Annotated in this window: 24 protein-coding genes; 11 read left to right on the top strand and 13 right to left on the bottom strand. The window is 71.9% G+C overall.

Translation table 11 applies throughout. The features are described 5' to 3' along the window. Window positions 1–23 precede the first annotated feature (23 nt). From QBL25_RS05770 to QBL25_RS05750, 5 genes are all read right to left on the bottom strand, one after another. Window positions 24–1,208: an SfnB family sulfur acquisition oxidoreductase gene (locus QBL25_RS05770; protein WP_409055892.1), complete on the bottom strand. Its 1,185-nt coding sequence runs from the start codon at window positions 1,206–1,208 to the stop codon at window positions 24–26. Window positions 1,209–1,213: 5 nt separating this feature from the next. Continuing rightward, window positions 1,214–1,771 (bottom strand): NADPH-dependent FMN reductase, encoded by a 558-nt coding sequence (gene ssuE / locus QBL25_RS05765; RefSeq protein WP_409055891.1) that lies wholly within the window; start codon window positions 1,769–1,771, stop codon window positions 1,214–1,216. A gap of 63 nt (window positions 1,772–1,834) precedes the next feature. Further along, window positions 1,835–3,052 (bottom strand): acyl-CoA dehydrogenase family protein, encoded by a 1,218-nt coding sequence (locus QBL25_RS05760; protein ID WP_409055890.1) that lies wholly within the window; start codon window positions 3,050–3,052, stop codon window positions 1,835–1,837. A gap of 58 nt (window positions 3,053–3,110) precedes the next feature. Next, window positions 3,111–4,235 (bottom strand): dimethylsulfone monooxygenase SfnG, encoded by a 1,125-nt coding sequence (gene sfnG, locus QBL25_RS05755; protein ID WP_409055889.1) that lies wholly within the window; start codon window positions 4,233–4,235, stop codon window positions 3,111–3,113. Window positions 4,236–4,433: 198 nt separating this feature from the next. Next, entirely contained in the window at window positions 4,434–4,511 is a 78-nt protein-coding gene (locus tag QBL25_RS05750; protein ID WP_350786652.1) for a putative leader peptide, read from the bottom strand. Window positions 4,512–4,654: 143 nt separating this feature from the next. Between QBL25_RS05750 and QBL25_RS05745 the strand changes: the two genes are divergently transcribed. The 4 genes from QBL25_RS05745 (at window position 4,655) to QBL25_RS05730 (ending at window position 8,633) form a co-directional block, all read left to right on the top strand. Next, a complete protein-coding gene (locus QBL25_RS05745; RefSeq protein ID WP_409055888.1) occupies window positions 4,655–5,605 on the top strand; it encodes a LysR family transcriptional regulator in 951 nt (316 codons plus the stop codon). A gap of 113 nt (window positions 5,606–5,718) precedes the next feature. Further along, a complete protein-coding gene (locus QBL25_RS05740; protein ID WP_409055887.1) occupies window positions 5,719–6,660 on the top strand; it encodes an endo-beta-N-acetylglucosaminidase H in 942 nt (313 codons plus the stop codon). 589 nt (window positions 6,661–7,249) lie between these two features. Next, window positions 7,250–7,816, top strand: a complete 567-nt coding sequence (locus tag QBL25_RS05735) for a heparin lyase I family protein (RefSeq protein ID WP_409062561.1) — start codon at window positions 7,250–7,252, stop codon at window positions 7,814–7,816. Window positions 7,817–7,868: 52 nt separating this feature from the next. Beyond that, on the top strand, window positions 7,869–8,633 hold the full coding sequence (locus QBL25_RS05730) for a hypothetical protein (protein WP_409055886.1): 765 nt from the start codon (window positions 7,869–7,871) through the stop codon (window positions 8,631–8,633). A 54-nt stretch (window positions 8,634–8,687) separates the two neighbouring features. On the opposite strand, the gene QBL25_RS05725 is transcribed toward QBL25_RS05730, so the two are convergent. Both QBL25_RS05725 and hemC read right to left on the bottom strand, forming a co-directional pair. Then, window positions 8,688–9,566, bottom strand: a complete 879-nt coding sequence (locus QBL25_RS05725; RefSeq protein ID WP_409055885.1) for an endo alpha-1,4 polygalactosaminidase — start codon at window positions 9,564–9,566, stop codon at window positions 8,688–8,690. A gap of 320 nt (window positions 9,567–9,886) precedes the next feature. Beyond that, window positions 9,887–10,822, bottom strand: a complete 936-nt coding sequence (gene hemC, locus QBL25_RS05720) for a hydroxymethylbilane synthase (protein ID WP_409055884.1) — start codon at window positions 10,820–10,822, stop codon at window positions 9,887–9,889. A 189-nt stretch (window positions 10,823–11,011) separates the two neighbouring features. Between hemC and QBL25_RS05715 the strand changes: the two genes are divergently transcribed. Further along, entirely contained in the window at window positions 11,012–11,491 is a 480-nt protein-coding gene (locus tag QBL25_RS05715) for a GNAT family N-acetyltransferase (protein WP_409055883.1), read from the top strand. Window positions 11,492–11,518: 27 nt separating this feature from the next. Here QBL25_RS05715 and QBL25_RS05710 read toward each other — a convergent pair whose 3' ends face one another. The 3 genes from QBL25_RS05710 to QBL25_RS05700 all read right to left on the bottom strand — a co-directional run bounded on the left by QBL25_RS05710 (window position 11,519) and on the right by QBL25_RS05700 (window position 15,128). Beyond that, window positions 11,519–13,039, bottom strand: coding sequence for an MFS transporter (locus QBL25_RS05710; protein WP_409055882.1), 1,521 nt, complete (start codon window positions 13,037–13,039; stop codon window positions 11,519–11,521). A gap of 15 nt (window positions 13,040–13,054) precedes the next feature. Then, window positions 13,055–14,581, bottom strand: coding sequence for an MFS transporter (locus tag QBL25_RS05705; RefSeq protein WP_409055881.1), 1,527 nt, complete (start codon window positions 14,579–14,581; stop codon window positions 13,055–13,057). Window positions 14,582–14,714: 133 nt separating this feature from the next. After that, on the bottom strand, window positions 14,715–15,128 hold the full coding sequence (locus tag QBL25_RS05700) for a VOC family protein (protein WP_409055880.1): 414 nt from the start codon (window positions 15,126–15,128) through the stop codon (window positions 14,715–14,717). Window positions 15,129–15,407: 279 nt separating this feature from the next. Here QBL25_RS05700 and QBL25_RS05695 point away from each other — a divergent pair, with 279 nt between their 5' ends. The 6 genes from QBL25_RS05695 to QBL25_RS05670 are packed head-to-tail and all read left to right on the top strand — an operon-like array spanning window position 15,408 to window position 22,893. Beyond that, window positions 15,408–17,018 (top strand): ABC transporter substrate-binding protein, encoded by a 1,611-nt coding sequence (locus QBL25_RS05695; protein ID WP_409055879.1) that lies wholly within the window; start codon window positions 15,408–15,410, stop codon window positions 17,016–17,018. Between the two features lie 56 nt (window positions 17,019–17,074). Next, window positions 17,075–18,028 carry an ABC transporter permease gene (locus tag QBL25_RS05690; RefSeq protein WP_409062560.1) on the top strand — a complete coding sequence of 318 codons (954 nt, stop codon included), beginning with the start codon at window positions 17,075–17,077 and terminating at the stop codon, window positions 18,026–18,028. A 29-nt stretch (window positions 18,029–18,057) separates the two neighbouring features. Next, the gene (locus QBL25_RS05685) at window positions 18,058–18,909 is read left to right on the top strand and encodes an ABC transporter permease (RefSeq protein ID WP_409062559.1); all 852 of its coding nucleotides are present in this window, start codon (window positions 18,058–18,060) and stop codon (window positions 18,907–18,909) included. Further along, window positions 18,906–19,952, top strand: a complete 1,047-nt coding sequence (locus QBL25_RS05680; protein WP_409055878.1) for an ABC transporter ATP-binding protein — start codon at window positions 18,906–18,908, stop codon at window positions 19,950–19,952. Before QBL25_RS05685 ends, QBL25_RS05680 begins: the two co-directional genes overlap by 4 nt. Further along, on the top strand, window positions 19,949–21,025 hold the full coding sequence (locus QBL25_RS05675) for an ABC transporter ATP-binding protein (RefSeq protein WP_409055877.1): 1,077 nt from the start codon (window positions 19,949–19,951) through the stop codon (window positions 21,023–21,025). The genes QBL25_RS05680 and QBL25_RS05675 overlap by 4 nt, the downstream gene beginning before the upstream one ends. 11 nt (window positions 21,026–21,036) lie before the next feature. Further along, window positions 21,037–22,893 (top strand): gamma-glutamyltransferase family protein, encoded by a 1,857-nt coding sequence (locus QBL25_RS05670; protein WP_409055876.1) that lies wholly within the window; start codon window positions 21,037–21,039, stop codon window positions 22,891–22,893. A gap of 167 nt (window positions 22,894–23,060) precedes the next feature. Here QBL25_RS05670 and QBL25_RS05665 read toward each other — a convergent pair whose 3' ends face one another. The 3 genes from QBL25_RS05665 to QBL25_RS05655 form a co-directional block, all read right to left on the bottom strand. After that, window positions 23,061–24,323, bottom strand: a complete 1,263-nt coding sequence (locus QBL25_RS05665) for a cation:proton antiporter (protein ID WP_409055875.1) — start codon at window positions 24,321–24,323, stop codon at window positions 23,061–23,063. 4 nt (window positions 24,324–24,327) lie between these two features. Beyond that, window positions 24,328–24,813 carry a cation:proton antiporter regulatory subunit gene (locus tag QBL25_RS05660; RefSeq protein ID WP_409055874.1) on the bottom strand — a complete coding sequence of 162 codons (486 nt, stop codon included), beginning with the start codon at window positions 24,811–24,813 and terminating at the stop codon, window positions 24,328–24,330. Window positions 24,814–24,921: 108 nt separating this feature from the next. Further along, entirely contained in the window at window positions 24,922–26,463 is a 1,542-nt protein-coding gene (locus tag QBL25_RS05655; protein ID WP_409055873.1) for an ATP-dependent DNA ligase, read from the bottom strand. Window positions 26,464–26,712: the final 249 nt, after the last annotated feature.

Genomic DNA, 26,712 nt, shown 5'->3' with positions numbered 1-26,712 from the left:
AGTGGGGTCATCGGCGGGTTTCCTCAGAGCAGGCCGTGGCGGGGCGGGCGGGTGCCGGCCAGCACGTAGCGTCCGATGTGCTGGATCTTCCAGCGGGCGGGGTCGTGCAGCGTGTGGGTGCGCGCGTCGCGCCAGTGCCGGTGCAGATTGAGGGAGTCGAGCGCCGACCGGGTGCCGGCCACGTCGAAGAGCGCGCTCGCCACCTCCACCGCGGCGCTCGCCGCCTGCACCTTCGCGGCGGCCACCGCGATGGACGCCTCGGCCGCCGTGGCGTCGGTGAGGTCGCCTCGCGCCGCGTCGACGGTACGGGCGGCCTCGCGCAGCAGCGCCTCGGCTGCCCGGACGCGGAGGGCGAGTTCCCCGAACTGCTGGATCAGCAACGGGTCTTCGGCCGCCGTGTCGACGCCGCTCTCGAACCAGGGGCGGCTCTTCGTCCGGACGAACTCGGCGGCGGCCGTCAGCGCGCCTCCCGCGATCCCGGTGTCGATGGCGGCGTGCAGCAACTGCGCCACGGCGCCGTGCAGTTGCGGGCCCCGGAAGGTGAGGTGGTGGGGCAGGACCCGGTCGGCGGGCACCGGGACGTCCTCCAGGCGGACGGTTCCGCTGGCGGTCGTCCGCTGGCCCAGGCCGTCCCAGTCGTCGATCACGGTGAGACCGGGGGAGTCGCGCGGCACGTACGCGACGTGCAGGTCGTCGTCCGCGGCCCGGGCGAGCACCGGGATCCAGTGGGCGAACAGGGCGCCGGTGGAGTAGTGCTTGACGCCGCTGAGGACGTACGAGCCGTCCGGCCGCGGGTGAAGCCGGGTGCGGATGTCCTGGACGTGCTTGGTGCCGGCCTCCGACTGGGCGTTGCCGAAGCGGCGCCCGGCGAGCAGCTCGGCGAAGAAGAACTTCCGCTGCTCGGCGGTGCCCTGACGGCGGATCACGTTGACGTAGGCGAAGTGGCTCTGCGGGATCTGGGCCAGGCTGCCGTCGGCCGTGGCGAGCAGCCGGAAGACCTCGGCCAGCGTCAGTGCGCCGACGTCCGCTCCGCCGTGCTCGGCCGGAACGGTGACGGCGAGCAGCCCGCTGGCGGAGAGCCGGTCCAGCTCCGCGCGGGGGAGGCGGCGTTCCGCGTCCCGCGCGGAGGCGCCCGTACGGAACTCGTCGGCCAGGGCGGCCGCGACGGCGAGTGCCTCGGCGTCGTCGGCGATCACGTGCACGGACATGGCGTTCAGCTCGCCGTGGCCAGGACCGGCGTGGTGCGGTCGAGGGCCGCCGAGAACTGGTCGAGCACCTGGGTGAGGGCCTCACCGGCGGCCGGGGCGACGGTCAGGGAGCCGTCCTCGTGCGCGGTGAGGTCCTTGTCCAGGGTGAACCAGCCCTGTACGACGTGGGTCGCGCCCATGGAGCTGAGGACCGGGCGCAGGGCGTAGTCGATGGCCAGGACGTGGGCGATCGAGCCGCCGGTGGCGAGGGGAAGCACGGTCTTGCCGGTGAGGGCGAACTGGGGAAGCAGGTCGAGCAGGGCCTTGAGGACACCGGAGTACGAGGCCTTGTAGACGGGTGTTCCGACGACGACCCCGTCGACGCGGGCGAAGAGTTCGGTGGCCTCGACGATGGCGGGGTGGCGGAAGTCCGCGCGCAGCAGGGCCTCGGCGGGAAGGGTGCGCACGTCGAGCGGGATCACGTCATGACCCTGTTCGCGCAGCCGGTCGTCGAGGTGGCGCAGCAGGCGGTTGGTGCGGGAGGTGGCGGAAGGGCTGCCGGAGACGGACAGGACGGTGGCCATGGGGTCCTCTTTCTGGAGGCGGGGCGCCCGGCGTCGTACCGGGCGCCCCGCTGTCGGAGCGGGTCAGGAGTACCAAGTGGGTTCGGGCAGTTCACCCTCAAGGACCCAGCGGCCGACCTCGCGCCGCTTGTAGGCGACCGGGTCGTGCAGCGTGTGGGTGCGGACGTTGCGCCAGAAGCGGTCGAGGCCTTCGGCGGTGCTGGTGGCGCGGGCGCCGGTCACCTCGAAGACGCGGCTACTGATCTCCAGGGAGACCTCGGTGGCACGGGCCTTGACGGCGGCCACCCGGACCTCGAACGCGCCACGGGTCCGCGCGGTGACCGCGTCGGGGTCGTCGTGCAGCGTCTGCCCTTCGGCGGCGACGGCGTCCGCGAGTGCCTCGGCCGCCCAGAGCTTCGCGGTGAGGTCGCCGTAGATGTCGATGACGTAGGGCTCGTCGACGGCGCGCTCGTGGCCGCCGTGCAGCCACGGCCGGGACTTGGTGCGGGTGTAGGTGGCCGCCGTCTCCAGGGCGCCGGCCGCGATGCCGAGATAGAAGTTGACGAAGACCAGCTGGATGGTGGGGACGTTGAGGGTGTTGTAGGTGCGCGCCTGGAACACCTTGTCGACGTAGCCGGCGGCCGACGACCACGGGGTGCGGACCCCGTCGAGGGTCACACCGCCGCTCTCGGTGAGCCGCTGGCCGATGTTGTCCCAGTCGTCGTGGAAGACCAGGCCCGCGCTGTCGGAGGGCACGATCGCGAAGACGTGCTGGTCGGTGCCTTCCAGGACGCCTTCCAGGACGGTGACGTCGGAGACCTTGCTGCCGGTGGAGAAGGTCTTGCGGCCGGTGAAGACGAGGTCGTCGCCGTCCTCGGTGACGGTCACGTCCTTGTCGCGGGGGTTGACGGCCCCGCCGAAGAACCACCGTTCGCGGCTCGCCCGGGCCTCCACGTCCTGCCACTGCTCGCGGGTGCCGACCAGGCGGGCGGCCCAGAACCACAGGTAGTGGTAGCCGAGCAGCTGGCCGATGGAGCCGTCGGCCTTGGCGATCTCGCGGACGACGCGATAGGCGGTGGGCCAGTCCTGGCCCGCGCCGCCGTGCTCCGTGGGGCCGAGCAGGGTCACCAGGCCCGCCGCCTTCAGGAGCTGGACCTCGGCGTGGGGGGTGGCGCCGGCCCGGTCACGTTCGACGGCGTCGGCGGCGAGGACGGCCGCGACGTCGGCGGCGCGCGCGATCCAGTCCTGGGCGGTCTGCGGGGCGGGTGCGGTCTGCCAGTTCGTGGGCGTGGCGGTACTCATGGCTGCGGTCTCTTTTCGCGGTGGGGTACGGAAAGTGGGGTGCGCGGCGGCCGGGCCGTCAGGCGTGGGCGGGGGCGGTCGCGGGTTCCGCGTCTGCCTCGGGCTGCTGGGCCTCCAGCTCGCGGACCAGGGGCAGGACGCGCTTGCCGAAGTACTCGACCTCCTCCTGGTAGTGCAGGAAGCCGAGCAGGAACAGGTCCACGCCGAGGCGCTTGTAGGCCACGACGCGTTCCGCGATCTGCTCCGGGGTGCCGATCAGCCCCGTACGGAAGCCGTCGTTGTACTGGACGAGGTCCTCGAAGGTGGAGTCCTGCCACATGCCCTTGCCGTCGGCGGCCGACCGGCCGGCTTGTTTCACGGCGGCTCCGAAGCCTTCCACCGCCTCCGAGTCGGCCCGGGCGACGATCTCGCGGAGCGTGTCGCGGGCCTCGGCCTCGGTGTCGCGGGCGATGAGGAATCCGTTGAGTCCGAAGCCGGGTGCGGGGCGGCCCGCCGCCGCGGCCGACGCGCGGACGTCGCGGATCTGCTCGGTGACGCCGTCGAAGTCCTTGCCGTTGGAGAAGTACCAGTCGGACACGCGGCCCGCCATGGCGCGCGCGGCGGTGGAGTTGCCGCCCTGGAAGATCTCCGGGTGCGGTCGCTCGGGGGTGTTGAGGGGCTTGGGCTTGAGGGAGAAGTCACGGATCCGGTAGAAGTCGCCGGCCACTTCCGCGTGGTCCTCGGTCCAGACCGCGCGCAGCGCCCGGATGAACTCCTCGGAGCGGCGGTAGCGTTCGTCGTGCTCCAGCCAGGGCTCGCCCAGGGCGGTGAACTCGCCCTTGAACCAGCCGGACACGACGTTGACCGCGAAGCGGCCGTTCGACAGGTGGTCGGCGGTGGCGCCGAGCTTGGCCAGCACGCCCGGGTGCCACAGCCCCGGATGAACGGCCGCGATGACCTTCAGTCGCTGGGTGGCGAGCAGCAGGGCCAGGCTGAAGCTGGTCGACTCGTGCTGGAACTCGGCGCCGTAGGAGGCCATGTAGCGGACCTGGCTGAGGGCGTATTCGAAGCCGTTGTTCTCGGCGAGGACGGCGAGATCGCGGTTGTATTCGTAGCCCCAGTCGGTGCGCTGTTCGATCTTGCTCGTGACCAGGCCCCCACTCACGTTGGGAACCCAATAAGCGAATTTCACGGGCGCGGACATGCGGAACTCCTGTTGCGGAAAGGGGGTTTCGGGCACGCCGAATTCCGGCAGCGCGACAGATCGCGGGCGGGCATTGGAGCGCGTTTGAGAGCGCTTGGACGCACGGAATTCAGGCGGGGGGAGTGAGCCGGAATGCGCGGCACATTCCTGTCCTACGACAGGGGCGGTGCGGCGGAAAAGCGCGGCAGATGGGGAGCGTCAGGCCGCGGCGCAACAAGAGGCACTGGAGACGCGCGCGAGGTCGACGTGGCGTCGCCGCGTGAGGTCCAGTCGCATCTTCATGCCCTCGATCGTGGCAGGGCCCGGACGGTGCGGTCAAGGAAAACCCGACCGGTCTTGCATCCCGGACCATTGGATTTCACGAGGGCGTAACAGGGAAACCCTTGAACGAACCAGCGCCGTGCGAAAAGGCTGTGCTCGTGCGGACAGAACAGCTGGAGTACATCACGGCGGTGACCAGACTCGGCTCGCTGCGCCGGGCGGCAGAAGAACTGCGCCTTTCGCAGCCCGCGCTGAGCGAGACCGTCAGGAATCTGGAGCGGGAGCTCGGCGTCGATCTCTTGGAGCGCAAGCGGTCCGGGGCGACGATGAGCGCGGAGGGCAGGGAACTGCTGCCGCACATCGTCAAGGTCCTGGAGGCGGTCGACCGGCTGCGGACCGCGGCCGGCGAACAGCACCGCATCAGCCGCATGGTGCGGGTGGGCACGGTGAACGCCGCGACCGTCCCGCTGCTCGTCCCGGTGGTGCGGGACTTCCGCGCCGCGCATCCGGTCACCCAGGTCGAGGTGGTCGCCGCGCAGCAGACCGACATCAGCCGGGCGCTGGCCGAAGGCGGGTTCGATCTGGGCCTGGTCAACCATCTGGACGGCGACGACGTGCCCGCCGGTCTGGAGTCCACGCGGTTGCTGCGCGGGCGCCCGGTGGTGTGCGTGCGCCCCGGCAGTCCGCTGGCGGCCCTGCCCGCGGTGTCGGCGGACGACCTGCTCACCCAGCCGCTGATCGCCATGCGCTCCGGCTATGTGATGCACCGCTACGTCCACCGGCTCCTGGGCGGCCGAAGCCCTTCCTTCTCGTACTCCACCGACGGCGCCGAGATGGGCAAGCTGATGGTGGCCGAGGGCCTCGGGGTGACGGTCCTGCCGGACTTCAGCGTCGTCGGGGATCCGCTGGAGAGGCTCGGCACGATCACCCACCGGCCGATCGCCGGGGACACGACCCGGGTGCTCCTCATGCTTCAGCGCCGCAAGGCCGAGTCGGTGCCGCAGGCGGCGCAGGACCTGCACGAGGCGTTCGTGCACCGGGCGGCGGAGCTGGAACGCCGAACCGCCGTTCCGTTCGTGGGGGAGGGCCGGGGTGCGTGGGAGTCGTGAAGAGGTGGTGCGTGATTCTTGGGATTACGTCACGGGAGAGGAAAACTCGGAGGGCTCACTCGGCGCTTCGAACTGGTCGGGCGCCGACCCATGCGATGGGAGACCGATCAACGATGTTCACTCTGGTACGGAGCAGAGTGCGGACGGCGGCGCTGGCGCTGTCGGCCGTCGCGGCCCTCACCCTCGGCGCGACCGCGACGACCGGCGCGGCGGCGGCCCCCGCTCCCGCCCCCGCTCCTGCTCCCGTTTCCGCGAAACAGGGCCCGACCTCGGTGGCGTACGTCGAGGTGAACAACAACAGCATGCTGAACGTCGGCAAGTACACCCTCGCCAACGGCGGTGACAACGTTTTCGACGTCGCCGTCATCTTCGCGGCGAACATCAACTACGACACGTCCAAGAAGGCGGCGTACCTGCACTTCAACGAGAACGTGCAGCGCGTCCTCGACAACGCCGCCACGGAGATACGGCCGTTGCAGCAGAAGGGCATCAAGGTCGTCCTCTCGGTGCTCGGCAACCACCAGGGCGCGGGCTTCGCGAACTTCCCTTCCCAGCAGGCGGCTTCGGCGTTCGCGAAGCAGATGTCGGACACCGTGACCAAGTACGGTCTCGACGGCATCGACTTCGACGACGAGTACGCCGAGTATGGCAACAACGGCACCGGTCAGCCCAATGCCGGCTCGTTCGTGCACCTGGTGACGGCACTGCGAGCGAACATGCCCGACAAGATCATCAGCCTCTACAACATCGGCCCGGCCGCGTCGCGCCTCTCGTACGGCGGCGTCGACGTCTCGTCCAAGTTCGACTACGCCTGGAACCCCTACTACGGCACCTGGCAGGTCCCGGGCATCGCACTGCCCAAGTCGAAGCTGTCCCCGGCGGCCGTCGAGATCGGCCGGACCTCGCAGAGCACGGCCGCCGACCTCGCCCGCCGCACCGTCAGCGGGGGATACGGCGTCTATCTGACGTACAACCTCGACGGCAGCGACCGCAGTGCCGACATCTCGGCGTTCACCAGGGAGCTGTACGGCAGTGACGCCGTCCACAAGCCGTAGGGCGACGCGGCGGGTCCGCCGCGTTCCGTAGAGATCGAGACCGTGTGCGCCGCGCCTTCGACAACGATGTCGGAGGCGCGGCGTGGTCTGATCGGCCTGATCGCGCGGGAAGCCCGGGCCGGTGCGACTGGTTGGATGCGAGGGCGAGTCGTGCGGCCCCGCGGGCAGGCCCGAGGGGTGAGGGCAGGACCTGGGACAGGAGGCACCCCCATGCGCATCCCCGGACCCGAGCATCAGGCGGACGGCGGGCTGAGCGCCGTCGCGGCCGCGGGCGGGCTGCACCAGTACGTAGACGACGCCGGCCCTGCTCGCGATGCCTCGGACGCACTGGAGCTCGTCGATCGGGTCGGCGAAGTGCCGGGAGCGGCCGGTCCCGGGGTGGTACGTCCACAGGGTGGCGCCACGACCCCCGCACCGGCCGGACCGGCCGGGCCGCCCGCTTCCCGGCCGAACAGAACCGCCCCCTGGACGTCACCTACGACGACGACAACGGTCTCGTGCTCGCCGGGGTCCAGGCGGACACCGGGCCGACGACGCCTCCGAGGTCGAGGGCGGCGGCGACGGGAGCTCCCGCTCGGTCTTGCACAAGGTGACGCTGAACGACGAGGCGTACGTCTCCGACGGGGCGCCCCGCAGCGAGAGCGCCAACAACGAACTGCTGGATTCGCTCGTCCACGTCGGCGACGAGCACCGCTACGAGTTCAGCGTCCTGCTCAAGGACTGGGAGACCGGCAAGGGCGACGCCGGCGACATCATCTTCCAGGGCAAGCACGCGGGCGGGAACAAGCCCTCCTTCTATCTGATGGCCAAGCGGAACGAGATCGCCTTCCGCTCCCCGCTGCTCGATCTCCAGGCCGCGGTGGTCGGCGACGTCCGCGCGCACGTGAACAAGTGGATGCGGTTCCGCGTCGACGTGCGGTGGGCCGAGGACAGGACCGGGTACTACAAGGTGTCCGCCGAGCTGCCGGGGGAGTCGGGCTTCACGCTGAAGAAGACCTACTCGGACGTGAACACCTTTCACCCGGAGAACCCCACGACCTTCGGCTGCATCAAGTGGGGTCTGTACCGCCCCGCCTCGTCGACGGCGGCGGGAGATCCGGCGACGCGCGTGGTCCGGCACGACGACATCCGGATCACCGACCTGTCCACGTCCTGAGCCCCGGCCTCCTGACCGCCCTGATCCGCGCGTGCCGTACTGTCTGCCCGTCGTGGGCACAGCGGATCAGGGGGAGGCGGCGGCCATGTGGACGGGGAGCCGTAAGACGGTGGGAGCGGTGATGGCCGCCGGGGCGGTCGTGGCCGCAACGGGGTGCTCGGTGCTGCCGGGTCCGGGCGGGACGTCGGAGGCGACGAAGGGGGCGTCCGTGTCGGCGTCCCCCTCGTCTTCCCCGTCTGCGGCGCCCGAACAGCCCTTGTCGGCCCGGCAGTTGAAGTCCCTCCTGTTGCGGGAGGGGGATGTGCCCCAGGTCGAGAGCACCACCGAGCAAGGGCCCGTCCCGCGCTACGATCCGCGCGTTCTGGTGCCGGGGCCCGGCTGCCAGGAGGTGTTCGACGCGCTCGTCTCGCACCACGCGTCGACCTCCGTGATCCAGGACTTCTGGTGGAGGAACAAGCAGTGGGGCGGCCGGACCTGGCTGGCCGCGTATGCCGGTGACGGGGCGTCGAAGGAGTTCCGGCGGCTCGCGGAGGGGCTCAAGACGTGCAAGACGCTGGTGGGCAAGACCCCGGAAGGGAGGCTGAACTCCCGTATCGACGTGGCGAAAGCGCCTGGCCTCGGTGACGAGGCCGTGGCCTTCGACCTGAGCATGGACGGTCCCGACGGCACCGTGCTGAGCGACCACCACATCTGGGTGCGGGTGGGCACCCTCACCGTGGAGTTCAGCGACCGGGGCGCGGAACGCACCCCGGGCTTCCCCCTCGATGCGGTGGCCGCCCGGCAACTCGACCGGCTCACGCGGGACGTGCGCGACTGACGGGCCCCGGGCGCAGCGTCTTGGTGCTCGTCGCGGCCGCCCGCACGCGGGCGGTCAGCACTGTGCGAAGACGTGTCCCTTCGTCCCCTTGGGGCTGACGTCGAGGTCGCGCAGGGTGATCGAAAGGCGATCGCCCCAGGTGTCGCACGCGGTGCGGTAGTCCTTGCGCGTGTACTCCACGGCGAAGACCTTGTCGTCGTAGGCGTCGGCGAAGTCACCGCACTCCTTGTACGCCGCGCACTCCTCGACGACGGCGAAGTCGAACCCGATGCGGCCGCGCTGGGGAAGGAGGTCGGTGGTGTTCTTCTGGGCGATGGCCAGGCCCCGGCTGTGGGCGCGCTCGGCGAGCAGCTCGGCGAAGGCGGCGGCGTGGCGGGGCGTGAGGTGGTCGTCGGACCGCTCGTAGGAGTCCAGGTTGTCGGGCTCCACGGCGTCGTACCCCGACGTCGCGCAGCCGTCGATCCACGGGCCGACGACGTCCATCAGGGCGCGTCGCTTGCCGGACGTGGAGATGTCAAGGAGCGGCTCCTTCCAGTCCTCGTCGACCACGAGGGAGCCGTCGTCGTTCTTCAGGAGCAGGTCGGGGTGCTTCTTCTTCCACCAGGCGATGGCGTCGCCCGGCTGGGCCTGGAAGGCGTTGACGTAGCACACGTTGTACAGGCCTTCGGCGGGCTTGGCCGAGCGGTCGCGGGAGACCGCCCGTACGGCGCCGTCGGGCGGGTACGGGCCGCCGAGCTGGTAGTCGAAGACGGTGTCGGCCTTCGGCGTGCGCACGGCGTCCGCCCGGTCCGTGGCCGGGGCGTCCTTGCCGTCGTCGGTGGCGCAGGCGGTGGCCAGGAGGAGCGCGGCGACGCAGACGGCGAGCCGCCCCGGGCGCGAGCGGCGCGGGGACTGCGGCGATTGCGGCGGCTGTGGGCGGTACGGGTGGTGCATCGAAGACTTTCGTGTGGGGTGGTCCAAGAGCCAAGGACGGGCCCCGTGGCCCGCCCCCGTGTCGACATGTGACGCGATGTCGATCTTACGTACGCCGAGCGGGGCCGAGCCCCTGGCCGAAGCCGAGGACAACGCCGGGACCCGTACGGTCGTGGTCGCCGGCCACACCAAGATCGGCAGGGCGACGTTCCGGGATCCGTCCGACGGTCGGCGTGCACACCCCGGTGACCGACTCCGGGGCACTCGGGGACGAACTCGCCGCCATGGGGGTGCGGGTCACCGTGGTGTGAGCCGTCGGGCCGGCCCCCGTGCGGACGCCGTCAGTGCGCGATGGAGTCGATCAGCTCGCGGGCGCCCTGGCGCAGCAGCGTGACCGCCACGGACGTGCCCAGCGTCGCCGGGTCGAGCGGCCCGGCCCACTCGTGGGCGTTGAGGACCGTCTTGCCGTCCGGGGTGAACACCCGGGCGCGCAGCGACAGGTCGCCGCCGCGCTCGCAGCGCGCGTACCCGGCGATGGGGGAGTTGCAGTGCCCCTGAAGCACGTGCAGGAACATGCGCTCGGCGGTGGCCTCCCGCCAGGCCTCGGGGTCGCCGAGCCCCGACACGGCGTCGATGGTGGCCGTGTCGTCCTCGCGGCACTGGAGGGCCAGGATCCCCGCGCCGATCGGCGGGCACATCGTCTCCACCGACAGGACCTCGGTGACCACGTCCATACGGTCGATGCGTTCGAGCCCCGAGACCGCCAGGAGCAGCGCGTCCGCGTCGCCCGCGGCCAGCTTCTCCATCCGGCGCCCGGCGTTGCCACGCATCGGGACGCACTCCAACTCCGGGTGCGAGGCGGCCAGTTGGGCGATGCGGCGGACGGAGGACGTGCCGATGCGGGTGCCCGCGGGCAGCTCGTCCAGGGTGCGGCCGCCGGGGTGGATGAGCGCGTCGCGGATGTCGTCCCGCTTGAGGAACGCGGCGAAGGTGGTGCCCGCCGGGAGCGGCCGGTCCGCCGGTACGTCCTTGACGCAGTGCACCGCGAGGTCCGCCTCACCGGCGAGCAGGGCCGCGTCGACCTCCTTGGTGAAGGCGCCCTTGCCGCCGAGCACCGAAAGGTCTCCCATCCAGCGGTCCCCGGAGGTCGTGACCGGCACGACCTCGGTCCGGATGCCGGGATGGAGCACGGCGAGTTCGGCGCGTACGCGCTCCACCTGGGCCAGCGCCATGGGGGAGGAACGGGAGACGATACGGATCAGCTCAGGAGCGGACATGCGCACCACGATAGGCGCTCTCCGCGCCGCTCCGGTAAAGGACTCCTGGGCTCCGCGGGGGTGCGGTGGCACCCCCGGCGGCGGCCGGTCCTGGCTCGCGCGCCGCACCGGGCCCTCATAGCGTGAGAAGCAGCCGGTCACCGCCCCGCGCCCGCGCGGGCCGCCGGCGTCCGCCACCCGGGAGGTCCCATGTCAGCCGCCGCCGCCCACCAGCGGTCCCCGATCGCTCTCGAACGGATGGCCCCCACCCATCTGGCCGACGTCCTCGCCCTGGGGCGCGAGCTGTACGACACCTCGGTCAAGCCGTACACCTCCTGGTCCCTCTCGGCGATCGCCCGGCACCTGGACGCCGATGCCTCCTCCTGCTGGGTGGCGCTGGACGGTGCGGCCCTGGCCGGGTTCGTCCTCGGCTCGATGGGGTTCGACCAGCGCGCGGACTGGGGCAACCTGGAGTGGATCGCCAGCGCGCCCGCCTACCAGGGGCAGGGCGTGGCCAGCCACCTCGTGCAGGCCTGCTGCGCGACGCTGACCGCCGCGGGCGCGACCGCCGTGGTGACCGACGTCGAGTCGCGCAACACCGCGTCGGCCGCGCTGATGCGGCGCAACGGCTTCAAGGAGAGCGTGTCGGTCACGCTCTTCGTGCGCGATGCCCCCGCCGCCGCGGTCTGACGGCTGCCTCCGTCCGCGTCCCGCGTCCTAGCCCGCGCAGTCCTTGCCCGGTTCCAACGGCGGTGCGTTGACGCCCAGATGGGACGTGCAGCGCGGGGTGTTGCCCGCCTCCTCGTGCCAGGATTCGGGGCGCGGGCGGATGAAGACCGCCGCCGCTGTCGCCGCGAGGACGAACAGGCCCGCGCAGCCGGCGGCCGCCTTGCCGAACGCCGTGTTCAGCGCGTCCGGATCCGCGTAGGCCGTCCCCGACAGGCCCACCGCGAGCGGCAGCGCGGCGACGACGAGCATCTGGGCCACCCGCGCCGCGGTGTTGTTCACGCCGCTGGCCAGACCCGCGCGCCCCGCGTCCACCGAGGCGAGGACCGTCGCCGTCAGCGGGGCCACGAACAGGCTCATCCCCAGGCCGAGGACCACGACCGCGGGCAGGACCTCGGTGACGTACGCGGCGTCGGGGCCGATCCGCAGCATCAGGAGCGCCCCGGCGGCCGCGATCAGCGGCCCGGCGACCAGCGGCAGGGTGGGGCCCACCCGCCGGGACAGATCGCCCGCGGCGGCCGAGAGCAGCAGCATCAGGACCGTGATCGGCAGTGTCGCCGTGCCGGCCTGGAGCGCGTCGTAGCCGAGTGTCGTCTGCAACTGCACCGGCAGCATGAACAAGAGCCCGCCGATGGCCGCGTACAGGCACAGGGTCATGACGTTGGCCGCGCTGAACAGGCGGGAGCGGAAGAGGGAGAGCGGCAGCATGGGGTTGCGGCGGCGGCGCTCCACCACGACGAAGGCCACGCCCGCCGCGAGTCCGCCGAGCCCGGGCAGGAGCGCCGCCGCCTTCGAGGAGTCCCCCGCGGCGCCGATCAGCGCGAAGCTGAGGCCCGCGAGGAACAGCGCGGCCAGGCACGCCCCCGTCACGTCGAAGGGCTTGTCGGCGGCGCCTTCGGCCCGGCTCTCGGGGACATGGCGGACCGCGAAGAGCACGAGCGCCGCCAGCGGCACGTTGATCAGGAAGATCCACCGCCAGCCGGGGCCGTCGATCAGCCAGCCGCCCAGGAACGGGCCGACCGCGCCCGCGACCCCGCCGAGGCCCGACCAGGCGCCCACCGCGCGTGCCTGGTCCTGCGGCCGGAACGACGTGCGCACCAGGGCGAGCGAACCGGGCGTCAGGAGGGCGCCGCCGATGCCTTGCAGTGCCCGTGCCGCGATGAGCGTCCCCGCGTCCTGCGCGAGCCCGCACAGGGCCGAGGCGAGGGCGAACCACACGACGCCGATGACCAGGGTGCGCCGCCGTCCGATGCGGTCGCCGAGCGCCCCGCCGAGCAGCAGCAGCGAGGAGAGCGTGAGCATGTAGGCGTTGACGACCCACTGGAGGGACGCCAGGGAGGTGTCCAGGTCGCGGCCGAGCGTGGGCAGGGCGACGTTCACCACCGTGCCGTCCAGCATCGCCATGCCGGAGGCGAGGACGGCGCAGGCGAGCACCCAGCGGCCCCGTGCCGAGGCCAGTGCCACGCCCCCGTCGGCGCCGTCGGTCGCCGTGGTCTCGGATGCGGTTGCCATCACCCTCCGTCCGCCCTACATGTGCACCGCGCCGCCGCCCGCTTCCGAGTGGACCGGGGCTCCTCTGCGGTACAGCACGACCGTAACGACGAGACCGACCGCGAAGAAGACGGCCGACCACGTATATGCGGTCGAGTAGCTCTCCATCGCCGACTGGGCCTGCACGTCGGGCGTGGGCTGCTTGCCCACCAGGTAGTTGGCCGCGGCGCTCGTCGCCAGGGAGTTGAGCAGGGCCGTGCCGATCGATCCGCCCACCTGCTGGCTGGTGTTGACCATCGCCGAGGCCACGCCCGCGTCGTGCGCGGCGACACCGGCGGTGGCCATGCTCATCGCCGGGGCGAAGACCAGGCCGAGGCCGAGGCCGGCGACGAGCAGCGGCGGCAGCACGTGCGCCGCGTACCCGCTGTGCACGTCCAGGGCGGTCAGCCAGGCCATCGCGGCCGCCGCGAGGCCCATGCCGAGCGGCACGATCGGTTTCGCGCCGAACCGCGGGACGAGCGAGTTGGTCGTGACGACCGAGATCACCACCATCACGGCGACCATCGGCAGGAACGCGAGTCCGGTCTTGACCGGTGTGTAGCCGAGGATCTGCTGGAGGTAGTACGTCAGGAACAGGAAGACGCCGAACATGCCGGCGCCGGAGATGAACATGGCGAGGAACGACGCCCCGCGGTCCCGGTCGAGGACGACCCGCAGCGGGAGCAGCGGGTGCTCGGCGCGCGTCTGCCACCAGGCGAAGGCGGCCACCAGGACGGCGCCGACCACCAGGAAGCCCCAGGTCTGGACGTCGCCCCAGGCGTGCGTCTCGGCGTTCGAGAAGCCGTAGACGATGCAGAACAGGCCGGCGGATACCAGCAGGGTGCCCGGGACGTCGAGCTTCGGCCGGTCGGCGGGCCTGCCGCCGTGCAGCAGCCGGGCGCCGCCGAGCATGGCGAGCACCGCGAAGATGAGGTTCACGTACAGGCACCAGCGCCAGTCCAGGTACTCGGTCAGGACGCCGCCCAGGAGCAGTCCGACCGCGCCGCCCGCGCCCGCGATGGCGCCGTAGATGCCGAAGGCCTTGGCGCGCTCCTTGGGGTCCGTGAACGTCGTGGTGAGCAGGGAGAGCGCGGCGGGCGCCAGGAGCGCGCCGAACACGCCCTGGAGGGCGCGGGCGACCACCAGCATGGTGAAGCTGTTGGCCGCGCCGCCCAGGGCCGAGGCGAGCGCGAAGCCGCCGAGTCCGGCGAGGAAGACGAGCTTGCGGCCCACGAGGTCGGCGATGCGCCCGCCGAGGAGCAGCAGGCTGCCGAAGGCCAGGGCGTACGCGGTGACGATCCACTGGCGGTTGCCGTCGCTGAAGCCGAGGTCCTGCTGGGCCGAGGGCAGCGCGATGTTCACGATCGTGGCGTCGAGGACCACCATGAGCTGGGCGATGCCGACGATTCCGAGGATCAGCCAGCGGTGTTCGTGGCTGCCGCCGCTGGTGTGCGGGGGAGTCGAGGCGGAGGATCCCGCGGTCTGCACCGCCTCGAAGGGCTCGGGCGCGGGTGAGCGGTCCATCGGTGCCTCCAGACGTCCCCCACCACACAAGACATCCCCGTCACACCGTAGACGCGCTGCTCGGAGGCCGCGACCGGGGCGCGGTGCGGCCCGTCGGCGCCGGGCCGGCCCCGGTCGCGGAACCGTGTGCGGGTCAGCCCTGCGGCTGGCTGATGTTGACCATCCAGGGGATGCCGAAGCGGTCCGTGCACATGCCGAACACGTCGCCCCACATCTGCTTCTCCATCGGTACGGCCACCGTGCCGCCCGCGGAGAGTTTCTCCCAGTAGCCGCGCAGCTCGGTCTCGTCGTCCCCGCTGAGGCTCACCGAGAAGTTGTTGCCCGGGGTGTGGTCCATGCCCGGCGGGGTGTCGGCGCCCATCAGGGTGAAGCCGTTCGGTGCCTCCAGCATGCCGTGCATGATCTGGTCGGCGAACGGGGTGTCCTGCTGGCCCGCTTCGCCGAAGGTGTTGAGCGCCAGCTCGCCGCCGAAGACCTCCTTGTAGAACTCCAGGGCCTGGCGGGCGTCGCCGCCGAAGCTGAGATACGGGTTGAGTCGCGAGCCCATGAAAACCTCCCGGAAACGGGGTGGAACGGTCAGTTGCGCGGAGAGTAGCGCGGCGCACCGACAACGGCCCGTCGAGCGGCCGTGCGTCCGTCTTGCCCCCGGAGGACCCCGCTCAGGGCCTTGCGCGCCCTTTGTCGCGTCCGGTTATTCAATCTTCATCAAATCCGGTCCGCCATCCGGACGGGCCCCTTGTGTGCGGACTGTATGCGAAATACGTTCTGCCGTATTCCTTGATCGTCCACGATCAGCCCGGAACCACCCTGGCGGAGGTATCTACCCGTGCGCCGAAAAGCGGTTGCCCTCGCGGCAGTTGCCCTGGTGATGTCCCTGACGGCGGGCTGCGGCTCCTTGCAGTCCTCGGCCACCGAGGTCGGCGGTGAGCGCATGACCGACGACCGGCCCGTACGGGACGGCGGCACCCTCACCGTCGCCCTCAACGCCGACCCGGACAAGCTCGATCCGACCCTCGCGCAGACCCTCGTGGGCCGCACGGTCTTCGCCGGGATGTGCGAGAAGCTCTACGACATCGACGAGCGCGGGACCGTGATCCCGCAGCTCGCCACCGCCCTGCCCAAGACGTCGAAGGACGGCCGCACCGTCACCTTCGGCCTGCGCAAGGGCGTGCGCTTCAGCGACGGCACCGCGCTGGACGCGCACGCCGCCGTCACCTCGCTGCTGCGCCACCGCGACCTCGCGGGCTCCGCGCGTGCCACCGAACTCGCCCCGCTCGCCGGGGCGAAGGCGACCGGACCGTACAGCGTGAAGCTCACGCTCAAGCAGGCCTACGTCCCGCTCACCGCCGTCCTCGCGGACCGCTCCGGCATGGTGATGTCGCCGGCCGCGCTCAAGAAGTACGGCAAGAACTTCACCAACCACCCCTCCTGCGTCGGGCCGTTCAAGTACGTGGAACGCGTCGGCGGCGACCGCATCGTGCTCGCCAAGGACCCGAACTACTACGCGGCCGACCGGGTCCACCTCGATCAGGTGATCTACAAGCCGATACCCGACGGCAACGTCCGCCTGGCCAACCTGCGCTCCGGCGACATCCAGGTCGGCGACCAGATGACGCCCGTCGACGTGCGCAGCGCGCTCACCGAACCCGGCCTCCAGCTCTTCAACTCGCCCTCGCTGGGCTACCAGGGCATCGGCTTCAACGTCGGCAACGTCAAGGGCCTGGGCGAGAAGCCGGGCCGCGTCGACACCCCCCTCGCGCGGGAGCCGCGCGTCCGGGAGGCCTTCGAGCTCGCCATCGACCGCGACCTCATCAACAAGGTCGTCTTCCAGGGCATGTACGAGCCCGCCTGCGGCCCCGTCTCGCCCGAATCCGCCATCGCCCCCGGCGTCAAGGCGTCACAGTGCCCCGGGCGGGACGTGACCAAGGCCAAGAAGCTCCTGAGGGAGGCCGGGGTGAAGACCCCGGTGCACATCGAGCTCAAGGTCTCCACGACCCCCGAGTCCAGCCGCCTGGGACAGGTCGTGCAGGCCATGACCAAGGAGGCGGGGTTCGCCGTCACCCTGCGCCCCACCGAGTACGCCACGATGCTCGAAGAGACCGACTCCGGGCACTACGACGCCTTCACCAGCGGCTGGTCGGGACGGCTCGACCCGGACGGCAACATCGCCAGCTTCCTCCAGACCCGCGGCGCGATGAACGCCTACGGCCTCTCGGACCGCACCATCGACCGCCTGGTCGAGCGCGGCCGCGCCGAAGCCGACCCGGCCGAACGCACCAAGATCTACCGCGAGTTGACCCGCCGCGCCCAGGAGCGGCGCGGCCTCATCTACCTCTACCGCCAGAAGAACTACGTCGTCACCGGCAAGGACGTCGCCGGCGTCCGCGTCTACGGAGACGGCCTGGTCCGCGTCACGACTGCGGGGTACACCCGATGAGCACGAGCCTGCCGCGCCCGAAGGCCGCCCGCCCGTTCCCGGTGCGCCTGAGCCCCATGACCTCCTATCTCCTCACCCGGGTCCGGCAGTCCCTCATCACGCTCGTCCTCGTCAGCATGGTCGTCTTCGCCGGCATCCGGGCCCTGCCCGGCGACCCGGCGCTCGCGCTCGCCGGCGAGGAACGCAGCCCCGAGGCGCTGGCCGCCATCCGCGACAGCTACGGACTCGACGACAACATCGCCGTCCAGTACGGGCGCTTCATCGGGCACGCGCTCACCGGTGACCTCGGGACCTCCTCCCGCACCGGCCTCCCCGTCTCCGACGCGATCACCGCCGCCCTGCCCATCACCCTCGAACTGGCTGCCCTGTCCCTGCTCCTGGCGGTCACCGTCGGCATCGGCGCGGGCATCGTCGCCGCCGTGCGGCGCGGCAGGCCCGAGGAGTGGCTCGCCAACGCCCTCGCCCTGCTCGGGCTCTCCGTCCCCACCTTCTGGCTCGGCATGGTCCTGGTCCTCGGATTCGCCATCGCCCTGCCGGTCTTCTCCGCCTCCGGATACGTGCCCTTCGCCACCGACCCGCTCGACAACCTGCGCCGCATGGTGCTGCCCTCGATCGTCCTGGGCTCCGGGCTCGCGGCCGTCGTGATGCGCCAGACGCGGGCGGCGATGCTCGACTCGCTCTCCGCCGACTACGTCCGCACCGCGCGGGCCAAGGGCCTGTCCCGGCGCGAGGTCATCGGCGGCCACGCGCTGCGCAACTCCCTGGTCACCGTCGTGACCGTGCTCGGACTCCAGCTCGGCCACCTCATCTCGGGCGCGGTCGTCACCGAGCAGATCTTCGTCCTGCCCGGCTTCGGCAAGCTCACCATCGACGCCGTCTTCACCCGCGACTACGCGACCCTGCAAGGCGTGGTGCTGTGCACCTCCGCCGCGTACATCCTCATCAACCTGCTGGTCGACGTGGCGTATTCGGTCATCGACCCGCGCATCCGGCTCGGAGGTGCCCGGTGACCACAGCGGTCCTCACAACGCTCGGACGGATACGGTCCGCCGGTGCGGGCAGCGGCAAGCTGCGCGCCCTGCGCAAGAACCGGCTCGCCATGACCGGCGGCGTCATCGCCGCCGTGTTCGTCCTCGCGGCGCTCTTCGCGCCCCTGATCGCGCCCTATGACCCCGCGCGCCCCGACTTCGCCGACGCCCTCGCCGCGCCCGGCTGGTCGCACTGGCTGGGCACCGACGACCTCGGACGCGACCAGCTCTCCCGCGTCGTCTACGGGGCGCGGGCGTCCATGCAGGTGGGCGTGGTCGCGGTGGCGCTCGCCTTCGTCGTCGGCGTACCGCTCGGCCTGCTCGCCGGCTACTACGGCAAATTCACCGACAGCGTGGTCTCACGCCTCACCGACACCATGCTGGCCTTCCCCTTCCTGGTCCTGGCCGTCGGCCTCGCCGCGGTGCTCGGCCCCTCGCTCACCAACGCCACCATCGCGATCGGCATCTCGCAGATCCCGGCCGTCATCCGCATCACCCGCGCCGAGACCCTGCGGCTGCGCCACGTCGACTACGTGGCCGCCGCCGTCGCCAACGGAGGCGGCGACGCCACCGTCCTCTTCCGGCACATCCTGCCCAACGCCACCTCCGCCCTGACCGTCCAGGCGACCGTCGGCATCCCCGCCGCGATCATCGGCGAGGCGCTGCTCAGCTTCCTGGGCCTGGGCGTGCAGCCGCCCGAGGCGTCGCTGGGCGTGATGCTCTCCGGGGCCCAGTCCTTCCTCGCGCCCGCGCCGTGGATGGCGGTCTTCCCCGGACTCGCCGTCGTCGCGGCCACCCTGGCGTTCAATCTGCTCGGCGACGGCCTGCGGGACGTCCTCGACCCCCGAGGAGCCACCCGATGACCCGGCCGGCCCACCCGATGACCCAGCCCGTGCTCAGCGTGCGCGACCTGTCGGTCTCCTTCCGCTCGGACACCCGCACCGTCCACGCCGTCGACCACCTCTCCTACGACGTCGCCCCGGGCGAAGTGCTCGCGGTGGTCGGCGAGTCGGGGTGCGGCAAGTCCGTCACCGCGATGGCCGTGATGGGGCTCCTGCCGCCCACCGCGCACGTCGACGGGTCGATCAGACTCGGCGGGCACGAACTCGCCGGAGCGAGCGAGAAGGAGCTGGGGCGGGTCCGCGGCAAGGACATCGCGATGATCTTCCAGGAGCCGATGACCTCCCTGAACCCCGTCCTGACCATCGGCCGGCAGATAGGCGAGGTGCTCCGGCGCCACCAGGGCCTGTCGAAGAAGGAGGCACGCGCGCGTGCCGTCGACCTCCTCGACCTGGTGGGCATCCCGGCCCCCGCCCAGCGCGTCGACGAGTACCCCCACCAGCTGAGCGGCGGCATGCGCCAACGCGTCATGATCGCCGTCGCGGTCGCCTGCGACCCCTCCCTCCTCATCGCCGACGAGCCGACCACCGCCCTCGACGTCACCGTCCAGGCGGGCATCCTCGAAGTGCTCCAGTCCCTGCGCGAACGCCTCGGCACCGCGATCGTGCTCATCACCCACGACCTGGGCGTGGTGGCCGACGCCGCCGACCGCGTCCTGGTCATGTACGCGGGCCGCCCCGTCGAACAGGCCCCCGTGCACGAACTGTTCGCCGAGCCGCGCCACCCCTACACCCGCGGCCTCCTGGGCGCGGTCCTGCGCCCCGGCGGCGAAGGCAAGCGCCGGCTGCCCGAGATCCCCGGCCTGGTGCCGAGCCTGGACGCACAGCCGGACGCCTGCACCTTCGCCCCGCGCTGCGCCCACGCCGACGACCGCTGTACGACCGGCAGGCCCGGTTTCAAGGCGGTCGCCCGCGACGCCGGGGCCGACGCCGCACACCGGGCGGCCTGCTGGCACCCGCAGGACACCGCCCTGCTCACGCCCACCATCCAGGAGGCCGGACAGTGACCCCGACGCAGCCACCGCACACGCCGGACGCCTCCGCGACCGCCTCCGTGACCCCCGTACTCGAACTGCGCGATCTCCAGCGGCACTTCCCCGCACCCGGCGGCCTCGTGCGCGCCGCCGACGGCGTCACGCTCACGGTCGGCAAAGGCGAGGTCGTGGGCCTGGTGGGGGAGTCGGGGAGCGGCAAGTCGACCGTCGGACGCTGCGCCGTACGCCTCGACGACCCGACCGGCGGCACCGTCCACATCAACGGCACGGACGTGACCCGCCTCTCGCGGCGCGCGCTTCGCCCGCTGCGCAAGGACTTCCACCTCGTCTTCCAGGACCCCTCGTCCTCCCTCGACCCCCGCATGACCGTCGGACAGATCATCGCCGAACCCCTGCGCCTGCACTCCCTCGCCAAGGGGGACGCGGCCCGCGCCCGGGTCGCCGAACTCCTCGGGCAGGTCGGCCTGCGCCCCGAGCACGCCGACCGGCATCCGCACGAACTCTCCGGCGGTCAGCGCCAGCGCATCTCCATCGCCCGCGCGCTGTCCGTCGACCCGGACCTCCTGGTGGCCGACGAACCCACCTCGGCCCTGGACGTCTCCGTCCAGGCCTCGGTCCTCAACCTGCTGGCCGACCTCCAGCGCGACCGCGGCTTCGGGTGCCTGTTCATCACGCACGACCTGGCCGCCGTGGAGTTCCTCGCCGACCGGATCGCGGTCATGTATCTCGGCCAGATCGTCGAACAAGCACCCACCGTGGAACTGTTCGCCGACCCCAAGCACCCCTACACCCAGGCGCTGCTGTCCGCCGCGCCCGTGCCCGACCCCGCGCTCCAGCGCACCCGCGAGCGCATCGTCCTCAGCGGCGAACTGCCCAGCCCGCTCGCGCCGCCACCGGGATGCCGCTTCCACACCCGCTGCCCGCTGGCCGTCGACCGCTGCCGCACCGAGGTGCCCGCCCTGCGCGACCTTCCCGGAGCAGGCCGCCGCCAGGTCTCCTGCCATCTGGTCGCGGACGACGGCACGGCACCGGACGCCGCCGCACCGACCCTCCGTACGATCCCCCGTACCCGCACCGCACGCTAGGAGCAGCTCTCTTGTTCACCACTAGGCCGACTCTCCAGGGCACCTTCGGCATGGTGTCCTCCACCCACTGGCTGGCCTCGCAGTCCGCGATGGCCGTCCTGGAGGACGGCGGCAACGCCTACGACGCGGCCGTCGCCGCCGGTTTCGTCCTGCACGTCGTCGAGCCGCACCTGAACGGTCCGGCGGGCGAGGTGCCGATCATCCTGGCCCCCGCCGGCGGAGAGGTACGGGTCCTGTGCGGGCAGGGCGTCGCACCCGCCGGGGCGACGGTGGCGCACTACCGCTCGCTCGGCCTCGACCTCGTCCCGGGCACCGGCCCGCTCGCGGCGGCCGTGCCGGGCGCGTTCGACGCGTGGATGGTGCTCCTGCGCGACCACGGCACCAAGTCCCTCGCCGACGTCCTCAAGTACGCCATCGGGTACGCGGAGGACGGGCACGCGCCCGTGGAGCGCGTCGGCGAGACCGTCGAGACGGTCCGTGAACTCTTCGAGACCGAATGGCCCTCGTCGGCCGAGGTCTACCTGCCCGGCGGCCGGTCCCCGCGCCCCGGCGAACTCCTGCGCAACCCCGCGCTCGCCGCGACCTGGCGGCGCGTGATCGAGGAGGCCGGCACCGGCTCGCGTGTCGAGCAGATCGAAGCCGCGCGCACGATCTGGAGCGAGGGGTTCATCGCCGAGGCGCTGATACGCCAGGCGGGCCGGCCCACGATGGACACCAGCGGCTCCCGGCACACCGGAACGCTCACCGCCGCCGACCTCGCCGGATGGGAGGCGACCTACGAGGCCCCGGCGACCTACGACTGGAACGGCTGGACGCTGTGCAAGGCGGGCGGCTGGAGCCAGGGCCCGGCCTTCCTCCAGCAGCTGGCCGTGCTCCCCTCGGCCCTCGCGGACCTGCCCGCGTACGGCTCCGCCGACTACGTCCACCTCCTGATCGAGGGCTGCAAGCTGGCCATGGCCGACCGCGAGGCCTGGTACGGCGACGCGGAGGGCACCGGCACGGTCCCCCTCGCCGAACTGCTGTCCCCGGCCTACAACGACGAGCGCCGCACCCTCATCGGCGAGAAGGCCTCGCACGAGCTGCGCCCCGGCAGCCCCGGCGGGCGCACCGCGAAGATCTCCGCCCACGCGAGCGCCGTGGCCGCGGGCGAACCCGGCTTCGACGCGCTCGGCCTGCCCGGAGCGGGCGCCGGCGAGCCGACCGTCGCCAAGAGCGGCACCTCACCCGTGCCCGGCGAACCGGACGTCTCGGCGGACGGCGCGACCCGCGGCGACACCTGCCACCTGGACGTCGTCGACCGCTGGGGCAACATGGTCGCGGCCACCCCCAGCGGCGGCTGGTTGCAGTCCAACCCCGTCGTCCCGGAGCTGGGCTTCCCGCTCGGCACCCGCCTCCAGATGGCGTGGCTGGAGGAGGGCCTGCCCAACTCCCTCACGCCGGGCCGCCGTCCGCGCACCACCCTGACCCCGTCCCTCGCCCTCAAGGACGGCGTACCGGTGATGGCGTTCGGCACGCCCGGCGGCGACCAGCAGGACCAGTGGCAGGTGCACTTCTTCCTGTCGGTCGCTTTGCGCGGCACCGTGCGCGGCGGTCTCGACCTCCAGGGCGCCATCGACGCCCCCAACTGGCACAACGACAGCTTCCCCGGCTCCTTCTATCCGCGCGGCATGCGACCGGGCAGCGTGACGGTCGAGTCCCGCATGGACGAGGCGGTCATCGAGGAGCTGCGGCGGCGCGGGCACGACGTGACGGTCGGTGAACCCTGGTCGGAGGGCCGGCTGTGCGCGGTGGCGCGCGACCCGCGGACCGGGGTGCTCTCGGCGGCGGCCAACCCGCGGGGCATGCAGGGATATGCCGTGGGGCGGTAGAGGACCGCAAAGCGCCCCCGAAGGGGGCGCGGGGAACCGCGCGAGGACGGATCCGCGATCCGCCGCCGGCAAGGGCGCGGACCCGGCAGACGCACCTCCGAGGAAGCCCTGAGATACGGCCGGGGCACGCGGCGACGCGCACCGCGTGCCCCGGCCGGAGGCGGGCGTCAGGACCGCCCGCGGCTCTCCTGACCGTCCAGCGACTCCTCCGCCGACGGCTCCGGCTCCCGCTGCGAGGGCAGGGCCACCGCCGCGGCGGTCTCCCGGCGGCGCGTCACGGCGCCGCCCACCAGCGCGGCCACCGGCTGCGCGAAGCGCGCGGTCAGCGGTCCGACGATCACCAGGATCAGGACGTACGCCGTGGCCAGCGGGCCGAGCCGCGGCTCGATGCCCGCGGTGACGGCCAGGCCCGCGATGACGATGGAGAACTCGCCGCGCGCGACCAGCGCACCGCCCGCCCGCCACCGTCCCTTGACGGAGATCTTGGCGCGGCGTGCCGCCCAGTACCCCGTGGCGATCTTCGTGCACGCCGTCACGACGGCGAGCAGCAGCGCGGGAAGGAGCACCGGCGGGATGCTCGCCGGATCGGTGTGCAGACCGAAGAAGACGAAGAACACGGCGGCGAACAGGTCCCGCAGCGGCGCCAGCAGACTGTGCGCGCCCTCGGCGACCTCACCGGACAGCGCGATGCCGACCAGGAACGCCCCGACGGCGGCGGACACCTGGAGCTGCTGCGCGATGCCGGCGACCAGGATCGTCAGACCGAGGACGACCAGGAGCAGTTTCTCCGGGTCGTCGCTCGACACGAAGCGCGAGATGAGACGGCCGTAGCGGACGGCGAGGAACAGCACCAGGCCGGCCGCGCCGAGCGCGATGCCCAGCGTGAGGCTGCCCGCCGCCCAGCCGACCCCGGCCAACAGGGCGGTGATGATGGGCAGGTAGACCGCCATCGCCAGGTCTTCGAGGACCAGGATGCTGAGGATGACGGGTGTCTCGCGGTTGCCCAGGCGGCCCAGGTCGTTCAGGACCTTGGCGATGACTCCGGAGGACGAGATCCAGGTGACGCCCGCGAGGACGACGGCGGCGACCGGGCCCCAGCCCATCAGGAGCGCGGCGATCGCACCCGGCACGGCGTTGAGCCCCATGTCGACCAGACCGGCCGGGTACTGGGTCTTGAGATTGCTGACGAGGTCGCTCGCGGTGTACTCGAGCCCCAGCATCAGGAGCAGCAGAATGACGCCGATCTCGGCGCCGATCGCGACGAACTCCTCACTGGCGCCCAGCGGCAGCAGCCCGCCCTCGCCGAACGCGAGCCCGGCGAGCAGATAGAGGGGGATCGGGGAGAAGCGGAACCGTCCGGCGAATCTGCCGAGCAGCCCGAGCGCGAGAATGATCGCGCCGAATTCGATCAGAAAGACAGCGGAGTGCATCGAATCACTCCCGCCCGAGTATCGCCGCGGCGCTCTCCACACCCTCGCGGGTGCCGATCACGATGAGGGTGTCCCCGCCCGCGAGGCGGAAGTCCGGCGCGGGCGACGGGATGGCCTCGGCCCTGCGCAGGACGGCCACGATGGAGGCCCCGGTCTCGGTGCGCATCTGGGTCTCGCCCAGCACCCGGCCGTTCCAGTGCGAGGTGGCGGCCACCTCGATGCGCTCGGCGACGAGACCGAGGTCGGTGGTGTGCAGGAGGTTCGGGCTGTGGTGCGAGGGCATGAGCGCGTCGATCAGCGCGTCCGCCTCACCCGAACTCAGCCGCAGCGAGAGCGCGCACTCGTCGGGGTCGTCGGCACGGTACGCGCTGAGGGTGCGCGCCCCGTCCCGGTGCGCGACGACCGAGATCTGGCGGTGTTCCCGGGTGGTCAGGTCGTACCGGATGCCGATGCCTGGGAGTGGCGTCTGGCTGAGACGTGATGCGGACACAGCTCTTCCCCTAGTTGCTGATTGGCTGGTGGGCGTCAATACGGCGTTAAGGTCACCCTATCGGCCCACTCTTTGCCAGAACTTGGTGGTAGAGGTCCCGCGCCGGGTCTAAGCCTCGTGCTGGGCCAGCACCGTCTCGACGGAATCGGCTTCCGCGGGCGACTTGTCCTCTCGATAGCGGACGACCCGGGCGAAGCGGAGCGTGACCCCGGCCGGATAGCGCGTCGACTTCTGGAGCCCGTCGTAAGCGATCTCGACGACGAGTTCCGGGCGTACGGTCACGACGAAGCCGTCGTCGCCGGTCGCGAGTTCACGCAGCCGCTCGGTCTGCCAGGCCAGCATCACGTCGGTCATGCCCTTGAAGGTCTTCCCGAGCATGGCGAACGTCCCGTCCGGCCGCCGGGCGCCCAGATGGAGGTTGGAGAGCTTGCCCGTCCGCCGCCCGTGCCCCCACTCGGCGGCGAGGACCACGAGGTCCAGGGTGTGCACCGGCTTGACCTTCAGCCAGCTCGCACCGCGGCGCCCGGCGCTGTACGGGGCGTCCAGGGCCTTGAGCACGACGCCTTCATGGCCGCGGCCGAGCGTCTCGGCGAAGAATTCCTCGGCCGCGCCGATCTCCGCCTCGTCGGCGGGGTCGCTCACGACGGTGCGCCGCACGCGCATCGGCTCGGGGACGAGCCGCGCCAGATGGGTGTGCCGCTCGGCGAACGGCAGATCGAGCAGATCCTGCCCGCCCTCGTACAGGACGTCGAAGAAGACGGGGGAGACGGGGAGTCCGGCGGCGGCGGTGACGACGTCGACACGAGAGCCGACCCGCCCGGCGATCTCCTGAAAGGGGCGGGGTCTCCCGTCGTCGTCGAAGGCGATGACCTCTCCGTCGAGAATGAAGGAGTCGCCCGGCAACTCCCTGGCGACCCTGGTCAGTTCGGGAAGCCGGTCGGTGATGTCGTCCAGGGTGCGGGTGTACACGCGGACGTCGTCCCCGGCGCGGTGCACCTGGACGCGGATGCCGTCCAGCTTCTCCTCCACGGCACACGGCCCGCCCAGTTTGGCCACGCCTTCGGTGACGGAACCGGCGCCGTGCGCGAGCATCGGCAGCACGGGCCGCCCCACGCTGAGCCGGAACTCCTCCAGTGCCTCGGGCCCCCGCGCGAGGAGCGCCTCGGCCACGGGAGTCAGCGCCCCCGCCAGCATCACCGCACGGCGTACGGCGGCCGGCGGGGTCTCCGTGGCGCGGGCGAGCCCCTCCACGGCGATGGCGTCGAGCGCCCCCTGCCTGACCTCCCCGGTCAGCAGCCCGACGAGGAACCGCTGCTCTTCTCCGGTGGCCGCCCCCATCAACTCCCGCACCAGCCGCTTGCGTTCCCCCTGCGACCCCTGCCCGGTGACGGCGCCGATGGCGGTCAGGGCGTGGTCGGTGCCCTGAACGGTGAGGGTGGGCTCGACGGCGGCCGGAGGCGGCTCCTTCAGCAGACTCCACCCGATACCCAGCCTGCCCTGGGGCAGACGCCCGGCCAGATAGGGGATGACGATGGGGGCGTCGGCGGGACCGGCCGCGCGAAAGAGATCGGCGAGGAGACCGATCTTCTCCGACCGGGCGGAGGTGGCGGCCACGGCCACGGAAACGTGTGCGAGACGGGCTAGAAGCATGCGTACTCCTTTCCCCGATCCAGCCAGCCCCTTGCCGAAACAGGATTGCTTAGCCCGTCCGGGCCAGACCCGGCGGCCGGTCCGGTGTTTGGGGGCGACGTGGGCGGAGTCGGGGCCTTCAGCCGGTGTCTTCAGCCGGTCCGGCGTTTGAGGACGAGCTCTACGCGCAGCCGGCGATGGGTGGTGCAGGGGGCTTGCGGGCCAGGTCGGGGTCTTCAGCCGGTCCGGCGTTTGAGGACGAGCTCGGCG

Source organism: Streptomyces sp. SYP-A7185, from assembly GCF_046103685.1.
Classification (GTDB): domain Bacteria; phylum Actinomycetota; class Actinomycetes; order Streptomycetales; family Streptomycetaceae; genus Streptomyces.
The sequence above is the reverse complement of the archived record's forward strand: the minus strand, read 5'-3'. Positions and strand labels throughout refer to the sequence as shown.